The sequence below is a fragment of the Mycoplasma sp. 4013 genome (assembly GCF_054353875.1).
The window spans coordinates 159,338-185,315 of sequence record NZ_JBTHHK010000001.1 but is presented as its reverse complement, the minus strand read 5'-3'; the positions used below and the strand labels follow the sequence as shown (position 1 = coordinate 185,315).

21 protein-coding genes and 1 rRNA gene are annotated in these 25,978 nt (G+C 26.5%); 11 read left to right on the top strand and 11 right to left on the bottom strand.

Annotated features, from left to right (window positions below; all coding sequences use genetic code 4):
- A 16S ribosomal RNA gene (locus ACXYRO_RS00750) occupies positions 1 to 131 on the bottom strand; the annotation flags it as partial.
- Between the two features lie 259 nt (positions 132 to 390).
- On the opposite strand from ACXYRO_RS00750, the gene ACXYRO_RS00745 reads away from it, so the two are divergent.
- From ACXYRO_RS00745 to ACXYRO_RS00720, 6 genes are all read left to right on the top strand, one after another.
- Positions 391 to 2,289, top strand: a complete 1,899-nt coding sequence (locus ACXYRO_RS00745; RefSeq protein ID WP_458614017.1) for a P68 family surface lipoprotein — start codon at positions 391 to 393, stop codon at positions 2,287 to 2,289.
- A gap of 70 nt (positions 2,290 to 2,359) precedes the next feature.
- A complete protein-coding gene (locus ACXYRO_RS00740; protein ID WP_458614016.1) occupies positions 2,360 to 4,204 on the top strand; it encodes a P68 family surface lipoprotein in 1,845 nt (614 codons plus the stop codon).
- An 89-nt stretch (positions 4,205 to 4,293) separates the two neighbouring features.
- Positions 4,294 to 6,099: a P68 family surface lipoprotein gene (locus ACXYRO_RS00735; RefSeq protein WP_458614015.1), complete on the top strand. Its 1,806-nt coding sequence runs from the start codon at positions 4,294 to 4,296 to the stop codon at positions 6,097 to 6,099.
- Positions 6,100 to 6,147: 48 nt separating this feature from the next.
- The gene (locus tag ACXYRO_RS00730; protein WP_458597695.1) at positions 6,148 to 7,326 is read left to right on the top strand and encodes an ATP-binding cassette domain-containing protein; all 1,179 of its coding nucleotides are present in this window, start codon (positions 6,148 to 6,150) and stop codon (positions 7,324 to 7,326) included.
- Entirely contained in the window at positions 7,298 to 8,245 is a 948-nt protein-coding gene (locus ACXYRO_RS00725) for a hypothetical protein (protein WP_458607521.1), read from the top strand. The genes ACXYRO_RS00730 and ACXYRO_RS00725 overlap by 29 nt, the downstream gene beginning before the upstream one ends.
- Positions 8,238 to 9,050 (top strand): ABC transporter permease subunit, encoded by an 813-nt coding sequence (locus tag ACXYRO_RS00720; protein WP_458597699.1) that lies wholly within the window; start codon positions 8,238 to 8,240, stop codon positions 9,048 to 9,050. Before ACXYRO_RS00725 ends, ACXYRO_RS00720 begins: the two co-directional genes overlap by 8 nt.
- 36 nt (positions 9,051 to 9,086) lie before the next feature.
- Here the strand turns inward: ACXYRO_RS00720 and ACXYRO_RS00715 are convergent, their stop codons facing one another.
- The 9 genes from ACXYRO_RS00715 to ACXYRO_RS00675 form a co-directional block, all read right to left on the bottom strand.
- Entirely contained in the window at positions 9,087 to 9,914 is an 828-nt protein-coding gene (locus ACXYRO_RS00715; RefSeq protein WP_458597701.1) for a TIGR00282 family metallophosphoesterase, read from the bottom strand.
- 38 nt (positions 9,915 to 9,952) lie between these two features.
- A complete protein-coding gene (gene recA / locus ACXYRO_RS00710) occupies positions 9,953 to 10,933 on the bottom strand; it encodes a recombinase RecA (RefSeq protein ID WP_458597703.1) in 981 nt (326 codons plus the stop codon).
- A 62-nt stretch (positions 10,934 to 10,995) separates the two neighbouring features.
- Complete coding sequence (locus ACXYRO_RS00705) at positions 10,996 to 12,414, bottom strand: aromatic motif membrane protein (RefSeq protein WP_458614014.1); 1,419 nt, start codon at positions 12,412 to 12,414, stop codon at positions 10,996 to 10,998.
- The gene (locus ACXYRO_RS00700) at positions 12,398 to 13,393 is read right to left on the bottom strand and encodes an aromatic motif membrane protein (RefSeq protein WP_458597707.1); all 996 of its coding nucleotides are present in this window, start codon (positions 13,391 to 13,393) and stop codon (positions 12,398 to 12,400) included. Before ACXYRO_RS00700 ends, ACXYRO_RS00705 begins: the two co-directional genes overlap by 17 nt.
- Positions 13,383 to 14,516: an aromatic motif membrane protein gene (locus ACXYRO_RS00695; protein WP_458607518.1), complete on the bottom strand. Its 1,134-nt coding sequence runs from the start codon at positions 14,514 to 14,516 to the stop codon at positions 13,383 to 13,385. Before ACXYRO_RS00695 ends, ACXYRO_RS00700 begins: the two co-directional genes overlap by 11 nt.
- Positions 14,494 to 15,204, bottom strand: a complete 711-nt coding sequence (locus ACXYRO_RS00690) for an ABC transporter ATP-binding protein (protein ID WP_458597711.1) — start codon at positions 15,202 to 15,204, stop codon at positions 14,494 to 14,496. Before ACXYRO_RS00690 ends, ACXYRO_RS00695 begins: the two co-directional genes overlap by 23 nt.
- On the bottom strand, positions 15,204 to 16,919 hold the full coding sequence (locus ACXYRO_RS00685; protein WP_458614013.1) for an ABC-2 transporter permease: 1,716 nt from the start codon (positions 16,917 to 16,919) through the stop codon (positions 15,204 to 15,206). The genes ACXYRO_RS00690 and ACXYRO_RS00685 overlap by 1 nt, the downstream gene beginning before the upstream one ends.
- Positions 16,920 to 17,209: 290 nt before the next feature.
- Positions 17,210 to 18,076: a hypothetical protein gene (locus tag ACXYRO_RS00680; RefSeq protein ID WP_458614012.1), complete on the bottom strand. Its 867-nt coding sequence runs from the start codon at positions 18,074 to 18,076 to the stop codon at positions 17,210 to 17,212.
- Entirely contained in the window at positions 18,060 to 19,010 is a 951-nt protein-coding gene (locus tag ACXYRO_RS00675; RefSeq protein WP_458614011.1) for an RluA family pseudouridine synthase, read from the bottom strand. The genes ACXYRO_RS00680 and ACXYRO_RS00675 overlap by 17 nt, the downstream gene beginning before the upstream one ends.
- Positions 19,011 to 19,073: 63 nt before the next feature.
- Between ACXYRO_RS00675 and ffh the strand changes: the two genes are divergently transcribed.
- Positions 19,074 to 20,426, top strand: coding sequence for a signal recognition particle protein (ffh, locus tag ACXYRO_RS00670; RefSeq protein WP_458597719.1), 1,353 nt, complete (start codon positions 19,074 to 19,076; stop codon positions 20,424 to 20,426).
- A gap of 81 nt (positions 20,427 to 20,507) precedes the next feature.
- Positions 20,508 to 21,089, top strand: a complete 582-nt coding sequence (locus ACXYRO_RS00665) for a hypothetical protein (RefSeq protein WP_458597721.1) — start codon at positions 20,508 to 20,510, stop codon at positions 21,087 to 21,089.
- Here ACXYRO_RS00665 and ACXYRO_RS00660 read toward each other — a convergent pair.
- Positions 21,086 to 22,135 (bottom strand): hypothetical protein, encoded by a 1,050-nt coding sequence (locus ACXYRO_RS00660; RefSeq protein ID WP_458614010.1) that lies wholly within the window; start codon positions 22,133 to 22,135, stop codon positions 21,086 to 21,088. The genes ACXYRO_RS00665 and ACXYRO_RS00660 overlap by 4 nt on opposite strands.
- Before the next feature lie 161 nt (positions 22,136 to 22,296).
- On the opposite strand from ACXYRO_RS00660, the gene ACXYRO_RS00655 reads away from it, so the two are divergent.
- Genes ACXYRO_RS00655 through whiA form a run of 3 tightly spaced genes read left to right on the top strand, consistent with a single transcriptional unit; the run spans position 22,297 to position 25,724 of the window.
- Positions 22,297 to 23,874, top strand: a complete 1,578-nt coding sequence (locus tag ACXYRO_RS00655; RefSeq protein ID WP_458614009.1) for an ATP-binding cassette domain-containing protein — start codon at positions 22,297 to 22,299, stop codon at positions 23,872 to 23,874.
- Complete coding sequence (locus ACXYRO_RS00650) at positions 23,858 to 24,829, top strand: ABC transporter transmembrane domain-containing protein (protein WP_458607510.1); 972 nt, start codon at positions 23,858 to 23,860, stop codon at positions 24,827 to 24,829. Before ACXYRO_RS00655 ends, ACXYRO_RS00650 begins: the two co-directional genes overlap by 17 nt.
- Positions 24,830 to 24,866: 37 nt before the next feature.
- The gene (gene whiA / locus ACXYRO_RS00645) at positions 24,867 to 25,724 is read left to right on the top strand and encodes a DNA-binding protein WhiA (RefSeq protein ID WP_458614008.1); all 858 of its coding nucleotides are present in this window, start codon (positions 24,867 to 24,869) and stop codon (positions 25,722 to 25,724) included.
- The last annotated feature ends 254 nt before the right edge of the window (positions 25,725 to 25,978 follow it).

The window sequence follows — 25,978 nt, the reverse complement described above, 5'->3', positions numbered from 1 at the left end:
TAATCTAAAAGGTACGTTAAGTACGTGTTACTCACCCATTCGCCGCTAAGTTATAAATAACTTCGCTCGACATGCATGTATTAGGCACACAGCCAGCGTTCATCCTGAGCCAGGATCAAACTCTCGAAAAAATTGACTGTCATGTTTTATATCTAGTTTTCAAAGAACTTTTTTTTGAACTTTTTTTAAAAGTCGCTTAGATATTATAGCAGTAAAATAAAAAAGCAAAATTATTTTTTTATTTTTTTTTGATTTTTAATTTGTAATTTATCGAAAGAATAATTATTCTTCTCTTACATATTTTATATTTATTTATATTATATAAATGAATTTGTGTGAAAAAGTAGTAAAATATTAGCAAACATTAAAAATAATATAAAAGGAGATTCAATGACAAGAAAGTATAAGCTTCTTTCAGTACTTTTTGGTACTTCAAGCTTAACTACACTAATTGCTGCTAGTTGTGGAACTTCGCAGCAAAAGAAAACACCAGGAACAGGCGCAGAAACAGCTCAATATCCAACCGACAAAGCTGCTTCTGATAATACTGTTCGTCTAGCAACTGCACAAGGAAAGGTATACCCTTTAATGATTGCTCTTAAGCAACTTGTGCCTTTATATAATCAAACAATGAAAGATCAAGCAGGATATTTACCTGTTGTTTTAGAGACAGCTGATGAAACTAAAGCAAAAAGTGAATATGAACTTGGAACACAAGCTGAAAATTATATCAGAACTAATGATGCAAAACTTGCTAACTTACTCTTAGGTAACAAAACCACTGCATATCAAATTAATTCATATGGTAAGATTTTAGATGTTTCTGATACTTTACCTAACAATTTGTTTCCAACTAAAATCTTAAAGAATCACAACAACTTAGTTGGTGAAGATACATCAGGTGGAAAAATTTATAACCTTCCTTTTGATGTTTCTGATACTAATGGATTTAGTATTAACATCGACTTATTAAACAAAGCATTAGAACTAATGAAAGCAGCTGGTGCTACAGTTGTAAATGAAGGTAAAGTTTTTGAAAAACTTGCTGCAAACAAAGACAAAGGAAATAACATCCCTGCTGAATCAGTAATTAACTACTTAAAAGCAAAACCTGGATCACTAACAGGATATATAGTTAATCAAAAAACTTTTGAAGGTGTTGAAAGTTTATTTGAATTTGCAAGAAAATTCTATTCAGCAGTCGAAGTTGATACTGCTAAAGTTGCTACAGCAACAACCGAACTTATTCCATTACAAGCTTTTTCAATTGACTACCAACAAGATGAGTTTTACAAACTTATCAATAATGATTTAAATTATAAAAAACTTTGAGAACTTGAACCTACAACAAATAACCAATTTGACTTGTCTAAGATCAAATACAACTTACCAAGTGATCAAGCAATGAAAGACAAATTTGTTGAAGTATTTAACAAATTTGTAGATAACCATTCAATACAAGTTCAAACCAAGGTAGGTGATAAAGATGTGTCTAAACCTATCTTATTTAGAGATGTAAAATTCGAAAATAACTCAAATGAATGAGCATCATGACATATGAGACAATATCAAACCATTTTTGCTATAGTTGCTTCTGTCGGTCTTGAGCAATCAGTTAATTCGCAAACATCTCGCAATTTCTTTGCTGCTAAAAACCCTGATGCTCCAAAGAAATGAACAACTCGTGATGATGTTTTCTTACAACAACAAATTACTAAAAACAAAGCAGATGATACTAATGCTACCTATTTTGAAGGTGGTTCTAGTTTAATCCCTGTTGCTGTTGGTAGTAAAGAAGATGCTGCTACAAAGATGTTTTTAAACTGATTGTATAACGGTAAAACCACATGAAATAATAAAGAGGTTAATGTTCGTGATTTAATGTCTGAACTTTCTGCATACATCATTCCATTAAACACAGATTTAACTCGTGGAGTAAGTTTTTACAACAATGTGGAATCAGATTTAGATACACAAATTGCTGCAAATGAAACAAAACTAAAAACTTTATCAGATGGTGAAGAAAAAACCAACCTACAAAAAGCAACTGAAGCATTAAAATCACAAGCTAACTATACACACTCAGCTGCATTATCATTCACTTCATTAAAAGAATTTAACGATGGTAATGAAGATTTATTTAGCTTACCAAGTAATCCTAAAACAACAAAGATTAATGCATACATCGCTACACAATTGCTTAATTCAACCCTTGATAAAAATGCAACTAAAGCAAACGGAACAGATGTGTTAAACCATGTTTTAGATTTAATCAGTAAAGAAAACTAATAATACGAAATCATGTGTATACATGATTTTAAATTTTAACTTTTAACTAGTATTAATAAAAAGGACACAAATGAAAAAATATACTAAACTCTTTTCTATTATTTCCCTTGCTTCAGTAGCTCTTGCAGCAAGTTGCTCACAAAGTAAAACAAAACAAACTGAATATCTAACAAACAATGCTGCAAAAGATAAGAAAATTGTTTTTGCCACTGCACAACCTAATTCTTGACCTTTAATGTATGCATTAGAAAAGATGATTCCTCTGTATAACAAAGAAATGAAAGACCAACCTGGGTTTTTACCTGTAGAGTTACAAACAAAGGAAATAACAAAAGCAGATGGCGAATTTGGTTTAGCTACACAAACTGAAAATTATATTAAAAGTAACGATTCCAGACTTGCTAACTTGCTTTTAGGTAGCAAAACCACTGCATATATTATCAATAAATATCAAAAACTTCTTGATACATCAAAAGAACTTCCAATTTCTTTATTTCCTAAGAAAATACTTGAAAATCATACTAGTGTTGTTGGAGAAAAACTAGGTAGCAAATTATTTAACTTACCTTTTGATGTCTCAGATACCAACGGATTTATATTAAACATTGACTTAATGAATAAGATGTTAGACTTAATGCGACAAGCAGGAGCAAATATCGACCGAAATGGAAAACTTTTTGATACCTTAAATGAATATAAAGATAAAGGAAATCACATCCCTGATGAATCAGTAATAAATTTCTTAAAAATAAAACCAGATTCATTAAAAGGTTACGCTATAAATTCTAAAACTTTCCAAGGGGTTGAATCGCTTTTTGAACTAGCACACAAGTTTTATGATTCAGTTGAAATAGATAATGATAAGGTTGCTAAATTCAACAAACCTATTATCCCTTTACAAGTCTTTTCAATCGATTACACATTAGATGAATTTTATAAAGTGCTAAATAATAGACTTAAAGGTAAAAAACTTTGACAACTAAACTCCACAAATGGTCAATATGATCAAAGTAAAATTACTTTTAATTTAGCAACAGATAAGAAGATGCAAGCTGATTTTATCGATGTTTTTAACGAATTTGTTAAAAACAAATTAACTATTGTACAAGCATCAAATGACAAAAATGTTAATGATGTTTTATTTAGAGATGTTAAATTTGAAGGAAAAAGCGAATCAAGTTCTTCACATATGCGTCAATATCAGGTAATTTTCAGCATCTTTGCTTCTGTTTCATATGAATACACATTTAATTCAAAGACTATTAGATATTTTAATAAACCAACTGCTGATGTGTTAGCAAAGTGAACCTCAAGCGATGATGTTTATTTACAACAACAAGTTTTAAAAAATAAGGCAGACGATGATTTTGCAACCTATATCGAGGGTGGATCATCATTAGTCCCTATTTCAATTGATAATGGTGGTGATGAAGATAAAGCAACTACTATGTTTATTAATTGACTTTACAATGGAAAAACTACTTGAAATAATAAGGAAATTAATGTCCGTGACTTAATGACACAATTAGCTGCTTATGTTATACCTTTAAATAAGGATTTAGAACGTGGAATCAGTTTTTATGAAAATGCTGAAAAAACCTTAAAGGATGAAATTGATGCTAATGAAGCAAAACTCAAAAATCAACCTAATAAAACCTTAGATGATCAAACTGAAGAACTAAAAACAGAGACACATCACCTTCATTCAGGAGCATTATCGTTCACATCTTTAAAAGAATTTGTCGATACAGATGTAGCAAAATTATTTGATTTACCAGGTAATGAAACTACCTCAAAAATCGATGCTGTAATTAAGGAATCATTAATAAATTCAACATTAAACAAAAATCCATCTTTTAAAACAGGACAGCAAGTTTTAGATGAAGTTCTACAAATTATTTCAAAAAATCAGTAATAAGATTGCACTATGTGCAATTTTATTTTGCTAATTCTTTTATTTATGATTTTGCATTATAATATAGCAATAATCCATAAGGAGTTATAATGAAAAAGTTACTGAGATTTTTATCAATCGCATCATTAGCAACATCAGCAGTTGCTATTAGTTGTTCAAATGTACAAAAACAAAGAGAAAGTAAAATTCTTTTTGCTACATCACAAGGTGATTATTTTCCTTTGATTATGGGATTAAAGGAACTTATTCCTTTGTATAATCAACAAATGAAAGACCAACCTAATTTTCTTCCTGTGCAACTACTAACTAGCAATGACACCAAAACTAATTCAGAATTAAAATTAGCAGCTCAAAATGCAGAATATATCAAAAACGATGATAGCAAGCTAGCAAACATTTTTTTAGGTAACCAAGCAGGTGCATTTTTAATTAATTCATATAATAAACTTTTGGATGTTTCAAGTGTGTTACCAGTTAGTTATTTTCCAAGCAAACTTGTTACAACTCACACTAATTTAGCTGGCGAAAAAATTAATAATACTCGTATTTATAATCTTCCTTTTGATGTTACTGATATAGATGGTTTTTCTATAAATATCGATTTGTTAAATAAAGCATTTGAATTTTTAAAACAAGCTGGAGCAACTATTGATGAAAATTCAAAAATATATCAATATGCTTTGCAGCACAAGGATTTAGGTAACCAAATACCAAGTAATTCATTAATCAACTACTTAAAAATCAAAGACGATACCAATTTAAAAGGTTATATAATTAATGATGCTACATTTAACGGGATAGAATCACTTTTTGATCTTGCTCGTAAGCTTAAAAGTATATTAGAATTTGATAAATCAAAGGTTGAAACAAGCGATCAAATTGATGATTTAGCGATTTTCACAATCGATGAAAGAGATGATGCATTTTTAAAAGTTTTAAATAATAAACTACAGGGCAAGCGAATTTGGCAACTTCAAAAAACTAATGATAAATATGACTTTTCAAAGGTGAAATACAATCTTGAAGATGCTAACATAAAAAAGGCATTTATAGATACATTTAATGAATTTGTCGCTCTAAATCATAATGAGTATTTAAATAATGCAGTTTTTCAAGACATAAAATTTGAAAACCAAATGGATGAATGAGGTTCATGAGCATTGCGTGATTATAAAGCGATTTTTTCTTTTGTAGCTAATGTAGGTTATGAGCAATCTATGGATAGTCCAATTTCCAGATTTTTTTATTTAAGCAAAGATGATAAAGAAAAATATAAAAAATGAGCTCAAAGAGATGATATTTATTTACAGGAGCAACTTACTAAAAACAGAGCAAATGATGCATTTTCCACATACATCGAAGGTGGCTCAAATTTAATCCCAATTTCAATTGATAATGGAGGAAAACAAGATAATGCAACTTTATTATTTTTAAAATGACTTTATCAAGGAAATGTAAATTATAATGGTGAATACATTAAGGTTACTGATTTATTAGCACAAAAAACTGGTTATATAATCCCACAAAAAAGTCAAATTGAATCTGCATCAGATTGATATGTTCAAAGACAAACTATTTTAACTAATAAATTAAAGTTACTTAAAAATCAACTTAAAACTAATTCAAATAATTCCGATGAAATCCAAAAACAAATTGATAAATTAAGCACAGAAAGCAATTATTTATATGCAGCTGATACAACTTTCAAAGGATTAAAAAACTTTGAAAACAGTAAAAGCGAAGATATTTTTTGAGTTCCTATCGACCAAACAACATCTGCTATTGTCGAAAAAATTCGCTCTTTACTTCTTGATTCTACATTGAAAAAGAATCCAAAAATAATAACAGGAGAACAAGCATATCAAATCATTTTAAATATGATAAAAAACTCATAGTTATTGTCATATTTATTTTTGTTTTTGTATATTTGGTAAAATTTATTTATGAATGGTATAGCAAGTGTAAAAAATCTTGTTTTTGTAAAACAAAAAAAAGAAATTTTAAATATCCCAGAATTATATATTCCTGAAAATAAAATAATATCGATAGTTGGGCCATCAGGAGCAGGCAAAACTACCTTATTAAATTTGTTATCTAAAATTGAAACACCAAAAAGTGCTGAAATCACTCTTTTTAACAATATGCAGACTGCTCAAATAGGTTATATTTTGCAAGAAAACTTTCTTTATGAGGAAATAAGTGTTTTTCATAATATTTATCTAAGCGCAAAAAACTCATTTGTTTGAAGACATGAAAAAAGGTTAGAATTCTTACAAAATTTTGATGCTAAATATTATTTATCACCTTTTTTACAAAAACTTATTAATAAGTATAAAGAAACAAAAAACGAAAAGAAAGAAAGATGATTATTCTATACAATATGACATTTTTTGTTTTTTAAATATATGTTTAAAAACCAAAATGCATTTAAAGTTTTACAAAAAGAATCAAAACTTAAGCAGTTTTTCAAAAAAGACCTAGATTTTATTGCTGATAAAGTAGAAATAAAGCAAATTTTAAAGCAAAAAGCACAAAATATCTCAGGTGGTCAAAAGCAGCGTGTATTAATTGCTAAAGCGATAATTAAAAAGTCTACTTTGATGCTTATGGATGAACCCTTTTCAGCTCTCGATGTTAAGATTAAAGAAAAAACTATTGAATGAATTTTAAAAATCAAGAAAGAATTTAATTTATCAATTATTTTAGTTACTCACGATCAAAATGATGCTTTAAAACTTAGTGATTATATAATGGTAATGAATAATGGCAGAATAGAACAATTCGATACAAAAGATAAAGTGTTAGAAGAACCTGCATCATACTTTGTAGCGCACTTCTTTTGCTCACCAAGATTAAATCTAATCAAAGAGGATGATATATATAAATATTTTGTAAAACCTAAAGATATTCAAATTTCCTTATCGACTGATTCAGAATGAATTGTTAGACAAAAGGAAAATATTGCTGATCTAACAATATATACAATACAAAATCAAGACAAAGAATATGTAGTTTCAAACACAAATTCAACATTGAATATTTTAGATAAAGTAGATGTAAATATACCAGAAAACAAAATAATGAGTTTTAAACATGAAGAAGTTATCGATCAACAAAACTAAATTATCTAATGTTTCACTTGCTTTATTATATATTCTACCTTTGTTAATCCTTGTAATCATCTTTTATATCTACCCCGTAGTGAATTTATTTCATGAATCATTTATAAATTTTCCATCAAAAACTAAGAAAATTTATTATTCTTATGGTTGAGATAATTATCGTCGTGTTATAGAAGATAACGACTTTCAGACAGGATTGAAAAATTCCACCTTTTTGTTTTTTGTACCTACATTTATCTCTTTATTTTTATCTATAATTGTTTCTTATTTAATCAGTTCTTTAACTTTAAAAAGAACTAGAAACTTTTTTTTAAAGTTAATTTATTCACAATTTTTTATTTCTGGTTATACAGTTGGATTAGCCTTTATCTTACTGTTTGGTGAAGAGAACTTGTTTTTTGGTATATTTAACTCGAAACGGAGTTTTCTTTACGGAAATAACTTATTAAGTATTAAATTTTATATGACGCTGTTTCAACTTTGACGATCAATGCCCTTTAATATCGTTATTTTTGGTTTTATTTTTAGTCGCATTAATGTTAAATATGCTAAATTAATTAAAATAGATAATCTTAGATTCTGAGATCGACTTAAATATTTATATTATGTTGAATTCCGAAAATACTTTATTTTAGTTACATATACAAACTTAATTTTCTCTTTTTTAATGTATCCTGGTGCTATCATACCTGAAGAACGCATCGTACCAACTGGGGCCCATACACTTACAAGTTATATTTTTTCATTAATTAAACCTTTTGCAGGAACATTATCAGTAGATACAAACAAAGCATATGCAGCAAGTTTACTAGTAATTTTATACTTACTGTTTCTGTTTATAATAAGCTGATTAGGTTTATTTGTATTCAAAAAGACTTTTCAACTTATTATAAAGTATAAAGGAGCAAAAGATGTATAAAAAAGCATTTAAGGAAGCATTAATTATTATTTTAATAGTCATTTTAATCATTATCATCTTATTTCCGATTTATATTTTAATCGTCTCTGCCTTAATGCCTACCGATGATGTGGTTAATAAAAGATTTACTATAAGATTGAGAAAGTTTGATTTTTCTAATTTCAATTTCTTTAGTGATATTCGTTTTTGAAAAGCAGTTGGACTTTCTCTAAGTAGTTCCTTGATGCTTTTATCTATTCGTTTGATAACATACACACTATTTGTCATAGGTATTTCAAAACTCGGAAAAAGATCTAAGAAGGTTATCTTACTTATAATACTTATTTTATCTTTCATCCCTGAATTTGCTATATACTTATCATTAAATAAGGTGCTTAATGAACTGAACATCACAAACAGTTTAACACCTTTATCACTTGTTACAAATGGATTTTTCTCTTACTTTTTTATGTATAATCTACTTATCCATTTTGAAAAGAGTAAACAAAAATATTATAAAGCAATGAAAATTGATAATCTCACATTATGACAGAAAATATATTTAATTTATTGAAAAGAAATGAAAGAAACCTATATTCTCTTGATTATTTTTAGTTTTGTTTCTGTATGAAATGATTATTTATGACCAAATTATATACTTAGCGGAACAAATGATGCAACTGTCGGTATCTGATTTAGACAAATTGGACAAGTCCCTGCTGGAGGAAGTTTGCTAAACATTCAATCTGCTGGGGCATTAGTTGTTATTGCTATACCATTAACAGTTTACTTTATTTTTTCTAAGAAAATTGTTCGTTCTGTTTAAAATACTTTTAAGTCTTTATTATAACTTAAAAGTATTTTATTTATAAATATCAATATTTTGAATGTTTAATGTTTCTATTTTATTTTTCTTTTCTTTCATACCATTTTTATATAATGTAATAATAACCCCATTTATTTGGGTGTTGTTCGAACTTACAACAAATTTTTCTTTTTTACTTCCATCATCATTTATTTTAGCCATTATTTCAGCAGGATTTACACCAATAGCAGAATTAATAGGACCTACCATTCCGGCATCAGTTATATAGACTGTTCCGTTTGGTAAAATATGTGCATCGTTTGTTTGGACATGTGTATGTGTCCCACATATAGCATCAACTTTTCCGTCTACATACAAACCAAAAACATATTTTTCGCTTGTTGTTTCTGCATGAAAATCTATAAAATGAAAATCTGCTTTTTGGAAATTATTTGTTAATTCATCAAAGGATAATAAAAATGAATTAGCATATTGTTCCTGTCAAGGCTTAAACAGTTCGTTAAAACTTACTCCCATAAAAGAAGAAACTCTTAATGTTGAACCATTTATACTAAAAACCTTTGATCCAAATCCCTCATATTCATAATTAACATTAAAAGGTCTCACTATATCTGCTTTATTAATAATTTGCAATATACTTTCATCAGCTCAAACATGATTTCCCATTGTAAAACAATCAATTCCTGCTTTTTTTAAGCGATAATAATCTTCCACCGACAAACCTTTACGTCCTGTTACATTTTCTCCTTGTGCAATGACAAAATCAATATTGTGTTCTTTTTTTATCTTATATAAATATTTTTCAACAGTTATAATACCTGGTAATCCAAAAACATCACCTAAAAACAAGATTCTGATACTCATAATACATATATTATAAATGTTTATAAAAATAAGTAAGGCTAATGCTTACTATATTCTTGAACTTGACTTAGGATTTCATCATATATATCAGAATGTGTTAATAAATAATCACGTAGGTTTTTCTTACCCTGAGCAACATTTTGTCCTTGATATCCATATCAAGCACCCTTTTTATCAAGTATATCTTTTTCAGTCGCCATATCAATTACTTCACCAATTTTATCAATTCCTTTATCGAAGTAAAATTCACTTTGTCCACTACGATATGGTGGTGCAATTTTGTTTTTAACAACTTTAAATTTAATTTCAGCACCTATAACTTCTTTATCTTCAATAATTTGTTGTCCCTTACGAACTTCTACACGAATGCTTGAATAGAATTTCAACGCACGACCACCTGGTGTTGTTTCTGGATTACCAAAAATTACCCCAACTTTTTCGCGGATTTGATTAATAAAAATAATAGTAGTTTTATTTTTATTAAGATTTCCTGTTATTTTTCTTAATGCCTTTGACATTAAGCGGGCTTGAGCACCAATTTGTTGATCTGTCATTTCTCCGTTCAATTCTGCTTCTGGAACTAATGCTGCTACTGAATCGACTATTATTAAATCAATATTACCTGTTTTTGCTAAAATATCGACTATTTCTAGTGCTTGCTCACCACTATCAGGTTGCGATAGTATTAAATTATTAACATCTACACCTATTTTTTGAGCAAATAATGGATCTATTGAATGTTCTGCATCGATAAATGCCGCAACTCCACCTTGTCTTTGAATCTCTGCTACTGCATGTAATGATAAAGTTGTTTTACCACAACTTTCAGGTCCATAAATCTCTATGATACGCCCTTTTGGATAACCACCACCAAGTAAATTATCTAGTGTTATGCTGCCACTACTGAATGTTTCTACTGCTAATTCAGGAACATCTCCTAAAAGCATAATAGATTCTTTACCAAACTTCTTTTCGATTTGATTTATTGTTGTAGTTATAATGTCTTTATTGTTTTCCATTTCACCTCCAATATTATAATAAAATATTCAATAATACGGACCAATAAAGAACAAAATACAAACTATTTCACTGTATTTATCAATGTATATCTCATTTCTCTACCACCATATTCTTCTTCAAAAACAACTTTTGTAGCAGGTGATGGCGAAACATTCGGATCTGCTCATATTCTTGTGCTATTTACATATTTTTTTAAATCAAAATCTTCTAATTTTTGTTTACTTAATAGCAATTTTGGATATGTATAAATATATTCACTTAATTTTTTTCTTGTTATTGTCTTTTTACCACCTTTTTCAGTAGTTTCTATTTCAAAAGAAAGGATATATCCTTGTTTTGTTAACATAAATATTCTTTCTTCATAATGATATGTTGGTTTTTTTATAGAAACTTTTACATCATTTGCAATACTAAATAATTTTTTCTTAGGGAAAAATGATGGTGGGATTTTTGATAAATCATTGCATTTAAGTTCACCCTCATCCTCACATTCATCGTCATCTTCATCAACATCAGAAGCTTTGCTATTTTCTCCCTCCATATCCTCATCTTTTTCATCGGATTCTTGTATTTTTTTAGAGTCTTCTGATTTTTTCAGTTCTTCTTCTTTTTGTTTTTTTTCTTCTTCCTCTAGTTGATTATTATCTTTTTGATTTTCATTTTGTTCATCTTTCTCTTTATCATCATCATCTGTTTTTTGGGTTTTTGGTTCATTGAATGAGTTCTTTAGTTTCTCTAACAAACTTTGATTTTGTGTTTTTTCATCTTTTTTAGGTTCAATATAATTTTCTTCTTTTGGTTTTTCTACAATCTCTTTATTTTCTTGCTTATCATCTACTATTTCTTTCTTTTCTTTAGGTATTTCTCGTTCTAATGGTTCTTCAATTTCATAAAAATTATATCTTTGCACAACAAAATCAATTATCTCATTATTATCTGCTATAAAATAATCTTTATAAATCTTTTGTTTAGTCTCTGCATCATCAACAACATCTGCTTTAACAAATTCATCTGTTGCGATATTTGGTGACTGCATAAATTTAAATTTATCTAAATTAAATAACAAAAACAATCAATTCTCTTCGAACAACACCCTTTTTTCATCTTCTGCTTTTTCTGTTGTAAAATTTCTTTTAGTCTTAAATGTTTTATAGTCAAAAGAACCATTGTCATAGGAAGAAATGAAATTATTTGAGTATCTTAATCAAGTTTTTAAAGAAGTTAAATACTCTTGTGCATTAATACTCTTTTGCTTTTTAATATACTTTTGAATATCTTCATTATTATCATACAATTTGTGTAAAATTTCTTGGATATAGCCGTTTTTTATAAAGTTATCTCATTTATCATTTTCTGCATTTACAGAATTATTTACTAAGAAACTAACTTCATTTTGCTGTGGCTTAGAACAAGAAATAGCAGCAAGCACTGGCATAATAAATAATCCTAAACTTATAGTTTTTCTAACTCATTTTTTCATTCTTTCAAACTCCAAACATAAATGCAGGTTCACCATATTTTTGTTTTTTCACCATTACATCTTCAAATTCTGGATATGCATTAGGATATTGATGTATAAATAATGTGTGAACAACTGATGAAACTAACGGAAGTGAAATGGTATTTGCTTTTGAACTACCAAAATATCAATTCATTGCTTTCATAGATAATTTAGGATTTTCAGTATCTAGATTTTCTATTAAAATTCTGAAAACCATCTTTCCTTTACTAATATAATAGATAACACTATTTCGAAATTCTACGCTTTCAATTCCTTGAATCTTATTATCTAAATAATTGTCATAAAATCTAAATGGTGGATATGAAATTTTTGAATCAATTGATTTTTTGTATTCTGAACTTGCTGTTTTCCCATTTTGCAGTCCATCATAGACATATTCGATAAATTCAAAATCGAATTTGTTTATATTTGTGAAAAAATAATATCAATTTTGGGAGAATATTTCATTTTGTTTTATCGCAAAATCTCTAAAATGAACTCTTATATCAGATAATTGTTTTATTTTATTTACGAGTTGTGATTCTTTTTCAATTATTTGTTTACTGTTTATTTTAGGTGTGAATTTTAGTTCCTTTAAATCTGTTTCGATATCATCTATTTCATCTTCTATATTACTTAACTGTTCTTTATATTTTTGTAATAATTTATTATATTCCTGTGACATAGTCAAAAAAGTCTTTTCAATTTCATCTTTACTTTGCTTTTGGTTATTTATAAATTCAAGTTTTTTAACCTCTGAACCTTTAAACAGATCATTTAAAATATCATTAATAATAGCATCTGTTTTCTTTTGTTTAATGTCATAAGGATTTGAACTTATATCTTCTTCGTTTGATATCAAAGCACTTAGTTTTTCGCCTTGTGAATAATTGGTGCAAGAAACAGATATCAAAGGAACTAAAAATAATGAATTTAAAAATATTTTTTTAACTTTCATCACTGTCTCCCAGACTAAAACGAGAAATATAATTATATTTGTGGTTTAGATTGTATTCATAAATGCTTCGATGTAGCATTTCTGAATAATTTTCTCTTTCGAATAATTTTGCAAAATTTTGGTCTGTAAATTTTGCAAAAACTTCTTTTTTTATTTGTGCATCTGTTTTATTTTCATCTTCATCTATTATCTTTTTTTGGTAATTAAATAAACTATCAAGTGATTTTTTATATGCATCTTTTCAACTTTGGATAAATACATCATAAACTTCATTGAATGTCCCTAAAACTCTTGTGGTTAATATTTCAGGTAATATAAAAATATGCTTTTGCGGTTGGTTATTGACTTGTTTTTTATATACAAAAACAGTCATAATTGAGCCATCGGTAAGTTCTATAAATAATATTTTTGTATCTATATATTTATTTAACTCAGATGCTGCTTCTTTGTATTCATCTGGTATCAAATTAATGAATCTTTGTTCATAAATTTTCTTAATTTTGAATTTATTTATTTTATACAAAAGCGAATCAGTATTTTTTACTTCATCATCTTTGTTTTTAATCATTAACTTTTCAAACAACAAATCCTTTATATTTGTTGTTTGATTATTTAAATAATCACGATCATCTTTGAAATTTTCACCATATGGGTTATAAATAAAAGTGAATTTATTAATATTATTTAAATACCAAAACCAATTTTCATTTAACAATTTTGTTAAAACATTTATACCTTTTTTAGCATATTTACCAGTCAATTCACTTCGATCTTTCGAATTTACATAAATAAATAAAGGTGCATATGTTAAAGCAGATGATATATCTGATAAATAACCATTGTTTATTGAATTTTGTTCATTATAAAATTCGTTTTTAACTTGCTCGCTTGTGCTTTCATCAAAATAGTAACTATTAGCAATTGTTAATAAATCATCATTTTGATGAACTTGCTTTACTAAATAATTTCTGTAATCCACTTTACTTTCTTGTTTATTTGTATACGAGTTTATAAATTCGCTTTTGTTAGAGTTTATACTAACAAAAGCAGATACAAGTGATATCGCTGCTACACCCAAAACACTTGCTGATGTTATTAGACTAATTTTTAATCACTTTTTCATAAAAAACCTCTTCTAAATTATTTTCATTTGATCCAGAATACAAAATTTTGCCTTGATGAATCAGTGTAAATGAATCTACATATTTTTTAATTTCACTCAATATATGCGAACTTATAAAAATAGTTGTTCCGTTTTGGTGCAATTCTTTTAGTATTTTGAATAATTGATATCGTGCTGTTGGGTCTAAATTAGCAGCAGGTTCATCTAAAATTAATAATTCTGGATCATTCAGTAATGCTTGAATTAATAGAACTTTTTTCTTTTGACCTGATGAAAAATAAAAAGGTTTTTTGTTTTTTAGATCTAAAATACCGAAGTTTTCTAGCATCTGATCGATTTTTTGTAACAATTTTTCTTTTTCAGTTGCTTGTTTTAAATTTAACATCCCTAAATACTTTAAATATTCAAATGTAGTAATTTCTTTAGGGAATATAGTGTTTTCAGGAACATATCCTAATCTTTGTCTACTATCTGGTTTTTTAATGCTTATTCCATTTATTAAAACATCTCCTTGATAATTTATATATGATCCAATAATAGTTTTTATTGTTGTTGTTTTCCCTGCTCCGTTTTCTCCTATAAAAGCATGAAAACTTCCGGTTTTTACATCAAAATTTAAATCAAAAATACCAGTATTCTTCTTTTTTGAATAAAATTTACTTAAATTTCTAACTTCTAGAATATTCATTATTTATAATCCTTACGATAATATAATTTGTTATTTACTAATACCAATGCTGCTGATAAAATAATTCAAATCAAAAAGTAAATATTTTTTTCAACTACCTTTATATTTGTTCGACTTAGCTCATAAACATCTTCAACTGGTGTAAATAAATAATTGTTAGATTTGTTTAAATCATAGCGAATAATTATTTTTGAATTGTTTTTATCACCTGATACTTCTTGTTTTGCTACATAATCAGAATATCCACCTATATTGTAGTCAAAACCATCTATATTAATTGTATATGTATCAGGATCATAATTATTATTAATATCATTATGTAAAATTGCATCAAAAAGTTTTGTGTCTAAATAAGAAAAATATCCATAATAAATCAATGCAACTGCTAAATAAATTTTCTTTTCTGTCAAACTCTTTATTAACTTGTTTTTTAAAGAACTTGGATCCAATACAACACTCTGAGTTTGTAATCTTAATAAATGACTATTTTCACTATTTAATGCATCTGAAAGATATTTAAAGTAGATATCCTTGCTTTCAAGTTGCTGTGTATTTTGTGTTTTATTAAGCACTTGTTGATAAAATTTCTGTGCATAATCATCAAATGCCAAATCTGATAAAAGTTCCTTAATATATTTTCACTTTAGTTCACCTACAATATTTTGCGAAGAGTTATAAACAAATTTATCTTCCGGAAATTCAGTCTTAAAAGTATCAGCACCATCTCTTGCATAAATAATATTGGTATTAATTAAATTATTGAATATAGCTTGATTTTTAAGTGCTGTAGGCACCAAAAATGCATTTTTATTTACTATAACAGCAGGTTGAATAATTTGAGAATCAGGATTTTTAACTTCAGATGTGCTTTTTAACTTATCAGTTACACTATATTGTTTTAGATTAGATTTAGGTAAAAGAATATAATTATAGATATAAGAATCCTTGTTTTTATAAAACAAGTATTTGGATAAATTGCTGTCTTGTTCATCTGAAAATGCATTAAAAATATTAGCATTATTAATATTAAATATATCCAGCATTTGATAAGGTGTAATTAAATATGAATATATTTGTCAATCTCTAGCAGATGCTTTTGAAGTAGCAAAAGCTTTATCAAGAAATTCTTTTTGATTTTTATTGAATTCTGAACTCTCATATCCATTAGGAACTATGTAATATTTATCATATCCATTGTTTAAATAGAATTTTTCTGCATTTACTCTATTTCCTGATAAATGATTCTGATATGGTAAATTTAAATAATATGCATAATTATTTGCTGTTGAAGTGCTTTTGGCAGCAATTATGCTTCCACCTATTGCTAGCGGACTAAAAAGCAAAATAGGTAGTGTTATAGCGACTTTTGTGTTGATTTTGTAAGCAATCAAAGATGTGAATGTTCCAAATAAAATGTATGCTAGAAAGAATGTAGCAAGACTTATAAAGATTAAATATCACATAATTACTAATAGTTTTAAACTTGCCAGAATAAATATATTAGAGAACATAATTATAACAGCTCAATATAGTCCAAAAACTATATTAGAAAATGTTTTTGCTCATATAATGCTTTTTCTCGAAATAGATTTTGATAAAGTAAGTAATTCTATCCCTTCTTCTTCTAAATCTTTATATATATTAATAGTTTTTATTGCTGAAAAGAAAACTGTAATTAATAATTCAACAAAGATTACTATATAAAAGGATAACATTTTTTGTTTTGTATTTATATTTAGTTGACTAAATACTATTGAACTTATTATTGAAATTATAATCCATATAATGGGTACTATAATTGTGTTCTTTTTCTTCAAAATTAATTTATGTATAAAAAATACATAATAGAAAAACTTTTTCATTTGTCTCCTTATATTACTTAATAGTAATATATTAATATTATAGTATAGTAATATAAAAAAGCAAATTATTTTTAATTTTATGTTTTTCTTGCTTTTTTACTTTCACACAAGCATAAAAAGCAAGAAAAAAACTACATATAAATTTATGTAGTCTTATTTTTCTTTGTATAAGCAATAATTTTTTGAATTAATTCTTCTTTTTCCATATCAGCATAACCAAAAATATTTAATTTTTCTCCTATTTTATGAAGCTGGCTAAGTGGTAATCTAATAAGCTTTTTATATTCTTCGCTTTCTTGTTGTTTCGGTTCTTGTGGTTGCTGTGTTTGCTGTGGATTTTGATTAGTAAATCCAAAAGGCGAAACAAAGGGATTATTATTTTGGTTTTGACTTACATTTTGCATAAATTCTTTTAATGCCTTAGTTTGTAAGATAATAATAAATGTTTTTCTTATTCGACTTACTTCTCTTTGAACCAAAACAAACAATAACACATAAATAAATAAAATAATTATTGATACAATGAATTTAAATAATATAATAGGGTTTCCTTGTAAACCCTTGTAATTATTTGGAGTAAATAAAAAAATTGCTAATGTTATTATGTTATATAAACTAATTAATCAATTAAATAACAATGCTCCATTAGATAAATAACCATAATTTTTTTCTTTTGTTGACCTTTGAACTGACATTACAAAAAAGATAATAGTTGAAGCAGAAAACACTAATGAAAAAAATGTAGTTGTAATATCTTGTTTATATATAGAAGTAGCAGCACCTTGAATATCTTTTATTTGTTCATTTGGTTCAACAGTTTTATTGATTGTTTGATATAAATCTACATAAGAATTATAATTAAGACCTACAAATATAATTTGTGCTAAATATAAAGCAGTTAATACAGATAAAAGTCCGATAAAACTAAAAACTCAAATATTAAAATAGTTTTTGTATTTATCTCAAAGACTCTGTGTATCAGCAAATTGTTCGTTATAATACTTCTTCATTTTGTCCTTTCTTTGCTTCATATATTTTAATAAATTCATCAAAATCTAAATTAGCTACATCAAATTTTGAGTCTGGTTTGCTATAAAATTCTAGATATTTTTTGGTTATCGGATGCTCAAATTCTAATTTATATGCATGCAGTCTTTGACCCTTATCATCAACTGATTTACCATACAAAGGATCCCCATAAACAGGATTTCCTATATGTTTTAAATGAACCCTGATTTGGTGAGTTCTGCCTGTTTCTAATTCGCATTTAACTAATGTTTTAGGTAAATAATCAATATAAAAACTCTTAATCATTGTAATATGAGTTATAGCAGGTTTGGAATTTATATTTGTAATAGTCATCCTTTGTCTATCGATGTTCGAACGACCTATTGGTAGGTTTAAAAGTAACTTTTTATCTTCTATTATCCCATCGCATATTGCTAAATATTTACGATTTATTTGATGTTTTGCAAACTTCTCGGATAATAACTGGTGTACTAAATTATTTTTAGCAATTATTAATAAACCACTAGTATCCTTATCAATTCGATGCACTATCCCTGGACGCAATAATCCATTTTCATTAGATAAATTGTTTTTAAAATGATACAAAAGTCCGTTTACCAGTGTTCCACTAGTATGTCCAGGTGATGGATGCACCACAAGTCCACTAGGTTTATTAATTACTGATATATATTCATCATCATATATTATATTTAAATCCATTTTTTCAGGTTGAACATGAATTTCTTTATCTAAAACTTTCTGTATTTCTATGTTTTGCCCAACTGAAACAACAAATTTAGGTTTATTTACTAAAATTCCATCTACTCAAACTACTTTTTGTGCAATCAATTCTTTTATATCATTTCGAGAAATATTAGAATTATTTGCTATATATTTATCAATCCTCTCTGTATATTTGACTGTTAAATGTAACATTTTCAAATTATACCAAATTTAAAAAAGTCACACGAAAATATTGTCTTAATGTATAATTGAATTATGTTAGGATTTTTAGAAAAAAGAATGCAAAAGGCACTTGAAAAAGTGCAAAAAAAAGTTACCTTAAACGAAGAAGATATTTTGGTAATCATGCGCGACATCAAAATGGCACTTTTAGAAGCTGATGTTAACTTGCAAGTAGTCAAAGAATTTATTTCTAAGGTTAAAGAAAAAGCTTTAGAAGAAAAAATTGTCGGTAAACTTAACCCATCGCAACACTTCATCAAAATATTGCATAATGAACTTGTTGAAATACTTGGTTCAAAAGTAAAAGAAATTCAAATTAGCAAGCGACCTTATATAATAATGATGTGTGGTTTGCAAGGATCTGGTAAAACAACTGCAACAGCAAAACTCGCTTACTGATTCCGTAAGAAGAAAATGGTGACTAAACCATTAGTTATAGCTGCCGATATTTATCGTCCTGCTGCTGTTGAACAACTTGTGACATTAGCAAAAGGTATTCAAGTAGATTTTTATGAAGAAGGTATAAATAACAGTGTAGATAATATTGTTTCCACAGCAATGGCAGTAGCAAAAGAAAATCAAAATGATTTAATCATCATCGATACCGCAGGTCGTTTATCAATTGATGAAAAATTAATGGATGAATTAAAAAGATTAAAAAAGATTGCAAATCCAGATGAAATATTCTTTGTAACAGATGCTTTAAGTGGACAAGATGTTATTAATGTTGCAAAAACCTTTAATGAGGCATTAAAACTTACTGGGACTATAATTACTAAACTTGATTCTGATGCTCGTGGTGGTGCAGCATTAAGTTTAAGATATATCTTAAACCTACCGATTCGTTTTATCGGAACTGGTGAAAAAACATCTAATTTAGACTTGTTCTATCCTGAACGTATGGCTGATAGAATTTTAGGTATGGGTGATGTTATGTCTTTAATCGAAAAAGCCCAAGATGTAATTGATGAAGATAAAGCAACTAAAATGTTTCATAAAATGATTACAGGTGATTTTGGTTTAGATGATCTTCTTGAGCAAATTAACCAGGTAAAAAACCTCGGTAAATTTTCTAAAATATTAAAAATGCTCCCCGGAAACCTTGCATCCAAAGTAGATGAAAGTCAAATAGAAAAAGCAGAAGAAAAGATGTATGTTTATCAAATTTTGATATCTTCTATGACAAAAAGAGAGCGTCAAAATCCAAAACTTTTAAAACAAGTTTCACGGAAAGAACGTGTATTAAAAGGTAGCGGTCGCTCTCCTCAAGAATTTAACAAACTTATTTCTGACTACGAAGCAATGGTAAAACGTATGACAGAAATGGCAAAATCACTTAAAAACGGAGGAGGATTGGGAGGATTAGGTGGAGGTTTTGGTTTCTAAAAAGTAAGTTCAATGAACTTGCTTTTTGTTTTTTTTGCAAAAAGCATATAATTTTTCAAATAAGTAGTTATGAAGCAAGGAATGAAAAAATTTACTGGTTGATCACAAGGAACCAGAGCAGTAGAAGGTAAAAAAGAAGGTGAAAACTTTCTAAAGAACATTTTAAATATCCTAAATATACAAACTCTGCAACTAACACCTGGAAATAAATTTCACAGTGTTAAAAGCGGATTAGAACCAAACAACTATATGTCTCCTGATTTTGTTATAAATTGTCCTAATACATTTAAAATTAAATTCAAAAACCGACCACAATATTTATTTTTAGAAAGTAAATTCAAACAAATAAATGGTTCTGACTGAGAGAAATTAGAATCTAATTTTGGATATCATCATCACTTTTATAATAACTTATCAGAATTATTCGGTCAAGATATAAGAATTCAAACAATTGTTATATTGGTAGGTTTTTGAAAAATATTACAGAAAAATTATTGAAATTTTATAGATTATTACAAAAGCACATATGGTGAATTTGTCATATTTGATTTTGGTTTCAAAGAAGATATTTATACCTTTGCAAGACTAATGGATATTAAATTAAACAAAGAACAAGAACAAAAAATTGAAGAAGCTTGAATAAAAGTACACAAAATAGATTAATTAAAATTCTTTAAGATTTGATAAATTACACCAGCAGGAATGTGTGATGTTTCATTTGCTTCCCCTATTTGCTTTGTATTAAAATCACCAATAGTTTTTAATGCATATTTTTGTTTAGTTAATTTTCCTAATGTCATTGAAGTTTTCTTTAGTGATGAGTGTCCTTTATCCCCAATTTTATAACCTATATCAACATATCACCTACGATAATATTTATAGCATCCAAATTCATCAAGAACTTTTTTAACATGTCTAAAATCACCTGACCCATTAAGGTAATTTTTCTTATATTCAACATTTTCAATTCATTTATCATAATATTCTTTGGACACTTCTTCTCATTGAGTTTCATATGTTCTAGGTCTGCGATCTTTTTTTAATTCTATTTTTATATTTGAATAAAAGCATCCAGATTTATTTTGTGGAAAATCATATGCACCATAGCATGCAACATTTTCATAACCATTCAATCCCAAATTTACTCTTAAAAATTGAAATAACATCGAACTATCAGGATTTTCTATATATCAATATTTTGGTTTAAAAGTTTTTATCAAATTCACGGAATTGACTGCGCATTTTTCACCTAATCTCTTTATAAAAAGTTGTTTTGGTCCGTTAAGTCTTTTAGTAAAACCAGATTTAAGGTTTTCAAATTCTTCCAAACTTCTTTCGATAAGTTTGGAATTTTTGTCACCTTTTATTTCTTGTTTTCAAAAACAAGTTCCTCCTCCAACCATTGATAAAACCTTACTAAAAGACTGACACAATGTTGAACTAAGAATAATGTCAGGTTTTTGTATAGTGTTTTCTTTAATTAATTTATTAAAATCACTGATTATTGAATCAGAACTTAAATCGATATCTATATAAGTTTGGAAATTATTGTCAGTTTGACCACGAAAACTTTCTTTATGTGTTTTAACAACATCGAAAGTATAAACTTTGTAATATTGATCTAAATTATATTCTTTTATTGCTCTTGATACAGAATTGCAACCACCACCAAATAAATCTCAAATAATTTTCTTATTAAATGATTGCATTTTTCTCCTTAATATTTATTTTATCAAATTCTTTAATTTTGCTTTCGTTAATCTGTATGCTTATGAATATTAATTATTTCAATATTTTGTCCTTTTTTAATACTATTTTTATAAAAATCTAATAATAAGATATGATTATTTAATATATATGAAAGGATTTGATGACAAAAATATTATCTAGGAAATTGTTAATAATACTTATCTTACTATTCACTTTCTTTTCAACTACATCTACTTTTTTATTGGTATATTTTACTACTGAACTGATAAGTCTACTACAAGAACAAAACCAACAATTTTATACAGATTTATATGCAGATATATCTTTAATATCTATATTTTTAATAAGTAGTATTATCAATGTTTTTCTTAGAAATAAGTTAGATAATGATATTTCAAAATTAGTAACGAATAATATTGTAGACAAAATCCTTAGTGTGCCAAATATAGAGCTTTCAAGTTCAAAATCACAAGAAAATATCAATTGAATTAAACATAGAATCCCAGAATTTCGAAGTATTGTTTTAAAAACTTCTTTAGATACAGCAACATCATTCATAGTTAATATTGGAACATTATTTGTATTAATTGTCTTAAGTTATAAACTTGCTCTAATCGGTATAGGTGCACTTATATTACTACTTATTTTCCCTTCCTTTTTGAATCTAATAATTAATAAACATAAGCACACAAATAAACAAAAAGAAGCAAGATTTTTAAACTATCTACAAACTACTTTTAACGGTTTTAGACTTTTTTACTACTTAGGGGATGATAGTCACATCATTAAGTATATAGATGAGATTTTGAAAAAGTGAATTATCAGAATAGATAAAGATCATTCCAAGATTAATATCATTGAAACAATTAACAATGGGTTTACCTTTATTATAGGACTCTTTTTAGTTTTTATTACAGGTTTTTTTATAATAAACCAACATCAACCAGTTGCTATTATTTTTGTACTACCGAGTTTCTTTATCGCTTTTTCATCAAATATTCATAATTTAATTAAATTAAATTCAAAATTAAATGAATATAAAAGTTTTTATAAAAAATTTAATTTTGAATTTAAAGATGTACATCACGATTTTTCTAAAATTACTTTCGGTTCTATAAGTATTAACAACTTAACTTATCAAAATAATAATCACACAATCTTAAATAATATAAATTATGAATTTATCAAAGGTAAATCCTATGCAATAATAGCAAATGATAAAAATACTAGAAACTCATTTATCAACATACTTTTAAAACAAATAAATACATATAATGGACAAATAAGTTTTGATGATAAAAATATAAATAATATAAATACAGCTCAATTTCTTAAAAGTATTAGTTATATAACTTCCCATTATAAGCTTTTTGATGATAGTCTTTATAATAACATTACACTATGAGAAGAAAATCAGGTAACTAAGGTTAAAGTGGTTTTAGATATTGTAGAACTAAAAAACTTAGATATTGATATGCAAATATCAGAGCAATCGCTAAATCGTAGTCAAAAACAGCGAATACACCTTGCTAGAGGACTTTGTGAAGATAATTCTATTATTATCTTAGATGATGCTTTTTCAAATGTTGAAATGAATTATTTAAATAAGATTTTTAGTTATCTTAAAACAAAAAATATTATCATCATCCATTCAACGGGTAGTATCAAAAATCTAAATCACTATGATTTTATTTTAAATCTTGATAATCAAACGGAGGAATATGAAGAAAGTATTTAAGGATATTAAATCAATATTTATATTTTTTACTCTTTTATCTATATTCATATCTTTATTCGCTATTGCTATTACTTTTTTAGAAGGATATGCAATTGATGCTTTATTAAAAAGATTTGAAGTAATTAAAAATCATAAGATATTGAATTTTGTTATTTTATTATCTGTTGTATGCTTAGCTTATTTTATTTCTTTAATCGGTAAATATTACTATCAAAAAATAAACAATAAATTTGTTTTATATATATCCAAATCAATTACCAGCAACCTTTTTTCACAATTTAAAGATGCAAGTATCGAAGTAAAACAAACTTACTGTGTACAAGATATTTTTAAAGAAATAATCGATCAATCAAAAACTATTGATATTCATACTTTTATCCCTTTATCACAATCGATTTCTATTTTATTTACTTATTTAGCTATCATAATATTTTTTGCTATTACAAACTGAATTGCTTTAGTCTTACTCTTGGTAGTTTTAAGTTTTTGCTCGATAATCTATCTTATATTTGCTAAAAAACTTAAAAAAAATTCAAAAGAGAACAATGTCGCTTTTAAGCAACTTATAAATAAATTATCCTACTATATGAAAAGATATCCAGTTCTTTATTTTGCAAATAAAGAACATCTTATCAAGGAATTTATGCAACAAGAAATTTATAAATATTATCAAGCGAACTATAAATATAATTTTATAAATTCTATAAATGATAGTTTTATTAAAATTGTCCTAGAATTTGGTTCTTTCTTAGGTTTGGTGATTCTAGGAACGTTATATTTAAATCAAAATCCACTTACATCGATTGGTTCAATTTATATATTTAAAAAAGTTATTGAATTATCTAAAAATCAATTACCTTTATTAGCAAATAACATAAAAGTCTTAACAACATATAAACACGAATTTACTGTTTATAACTTTCACCACGGAGATTCTAAGAATTTAAGTTTTTAAATCAATAAAAATCAATTTAATTTTGTAAAATTTAATAATGGAACACAAAAAGATAAAAAACTCTTTTTCACGTGAAGTAAAAAAAGAAATAATAAATCTAATTAAAAAAGATAATGAATTTGTTGCTTTTTTAAATGGCTTTATTTTTTCTAATGCGATTATGTCCGAAACCGAATTTGTTTTAAATATAAGAAATGAATATATTTTTGAAAAACTTGTTAAAAAATTTGAAAAAAAAGGTTTGAAATTTACCCCTAAACAAAATAAAATAAAAATTAACAAAAAAGATTTTCAAATAAATTTTGAAAATGAAATGAACCAGCAACCTTCTTTCTTTTTTGCTGGTGTTTTTGTTGGTGGAGGAAGTATTTCAGATAAAAACTCTACTTCATATCACCTAGAATTAAAGACAAATTATTCAGAACATATAAAAACCATAATTGATAAACTTAATAAATACGAATTTGAATTTAACATACTAGAAAGAAATTCAAAATTTATTGCTTATACTAAAAAACTTGATAATTTACTTGATTTTTTATCTGCAATAAGTGCTAAAAAATCTTGATTTTCTTTACAAAACATTAAGATAAATCGCGATATGGAAAATTTTTCAAATCGGCTGAATAATATTGATTTTTCAAATTTAAAGAAAGTTACAGATAGTGCAAAAAAACAATTCGATAACATTTGCTATATATATAATAATAATTTAATGAACCTTTTTGATGAAAATCAACTTATAGCATTTAGAATAAGAATGGAAAATCCATGGATTTCATTAACTGATATAAAAAATACCCTAGAAGAACATCACAATATTTATATATCAAAAAGTGGAATTAGTCATTGATTTAGAAAGTTAGATAAAGTCGCAAAAGAAAGTCAGAAATAAGAGAAAAATATAATAAATTTTTTATATTTTTGTAATTTAGATATATGCTTTTTCGGAAAATTAAGATATTATAAATTTTAATACTTAATACCAGTTAAAAAAATATATTAATTTCTTTTGTTATCACTACACAAAAATACAAATATGATAAAATATAGAAGCAATAAATTTATTTAATTGCAGAAAGTAGATGAAATCTCACCTGATGGTCATAGCCTTGGGTTTAGCTACAATTAAATGTATCAAACTTCTGA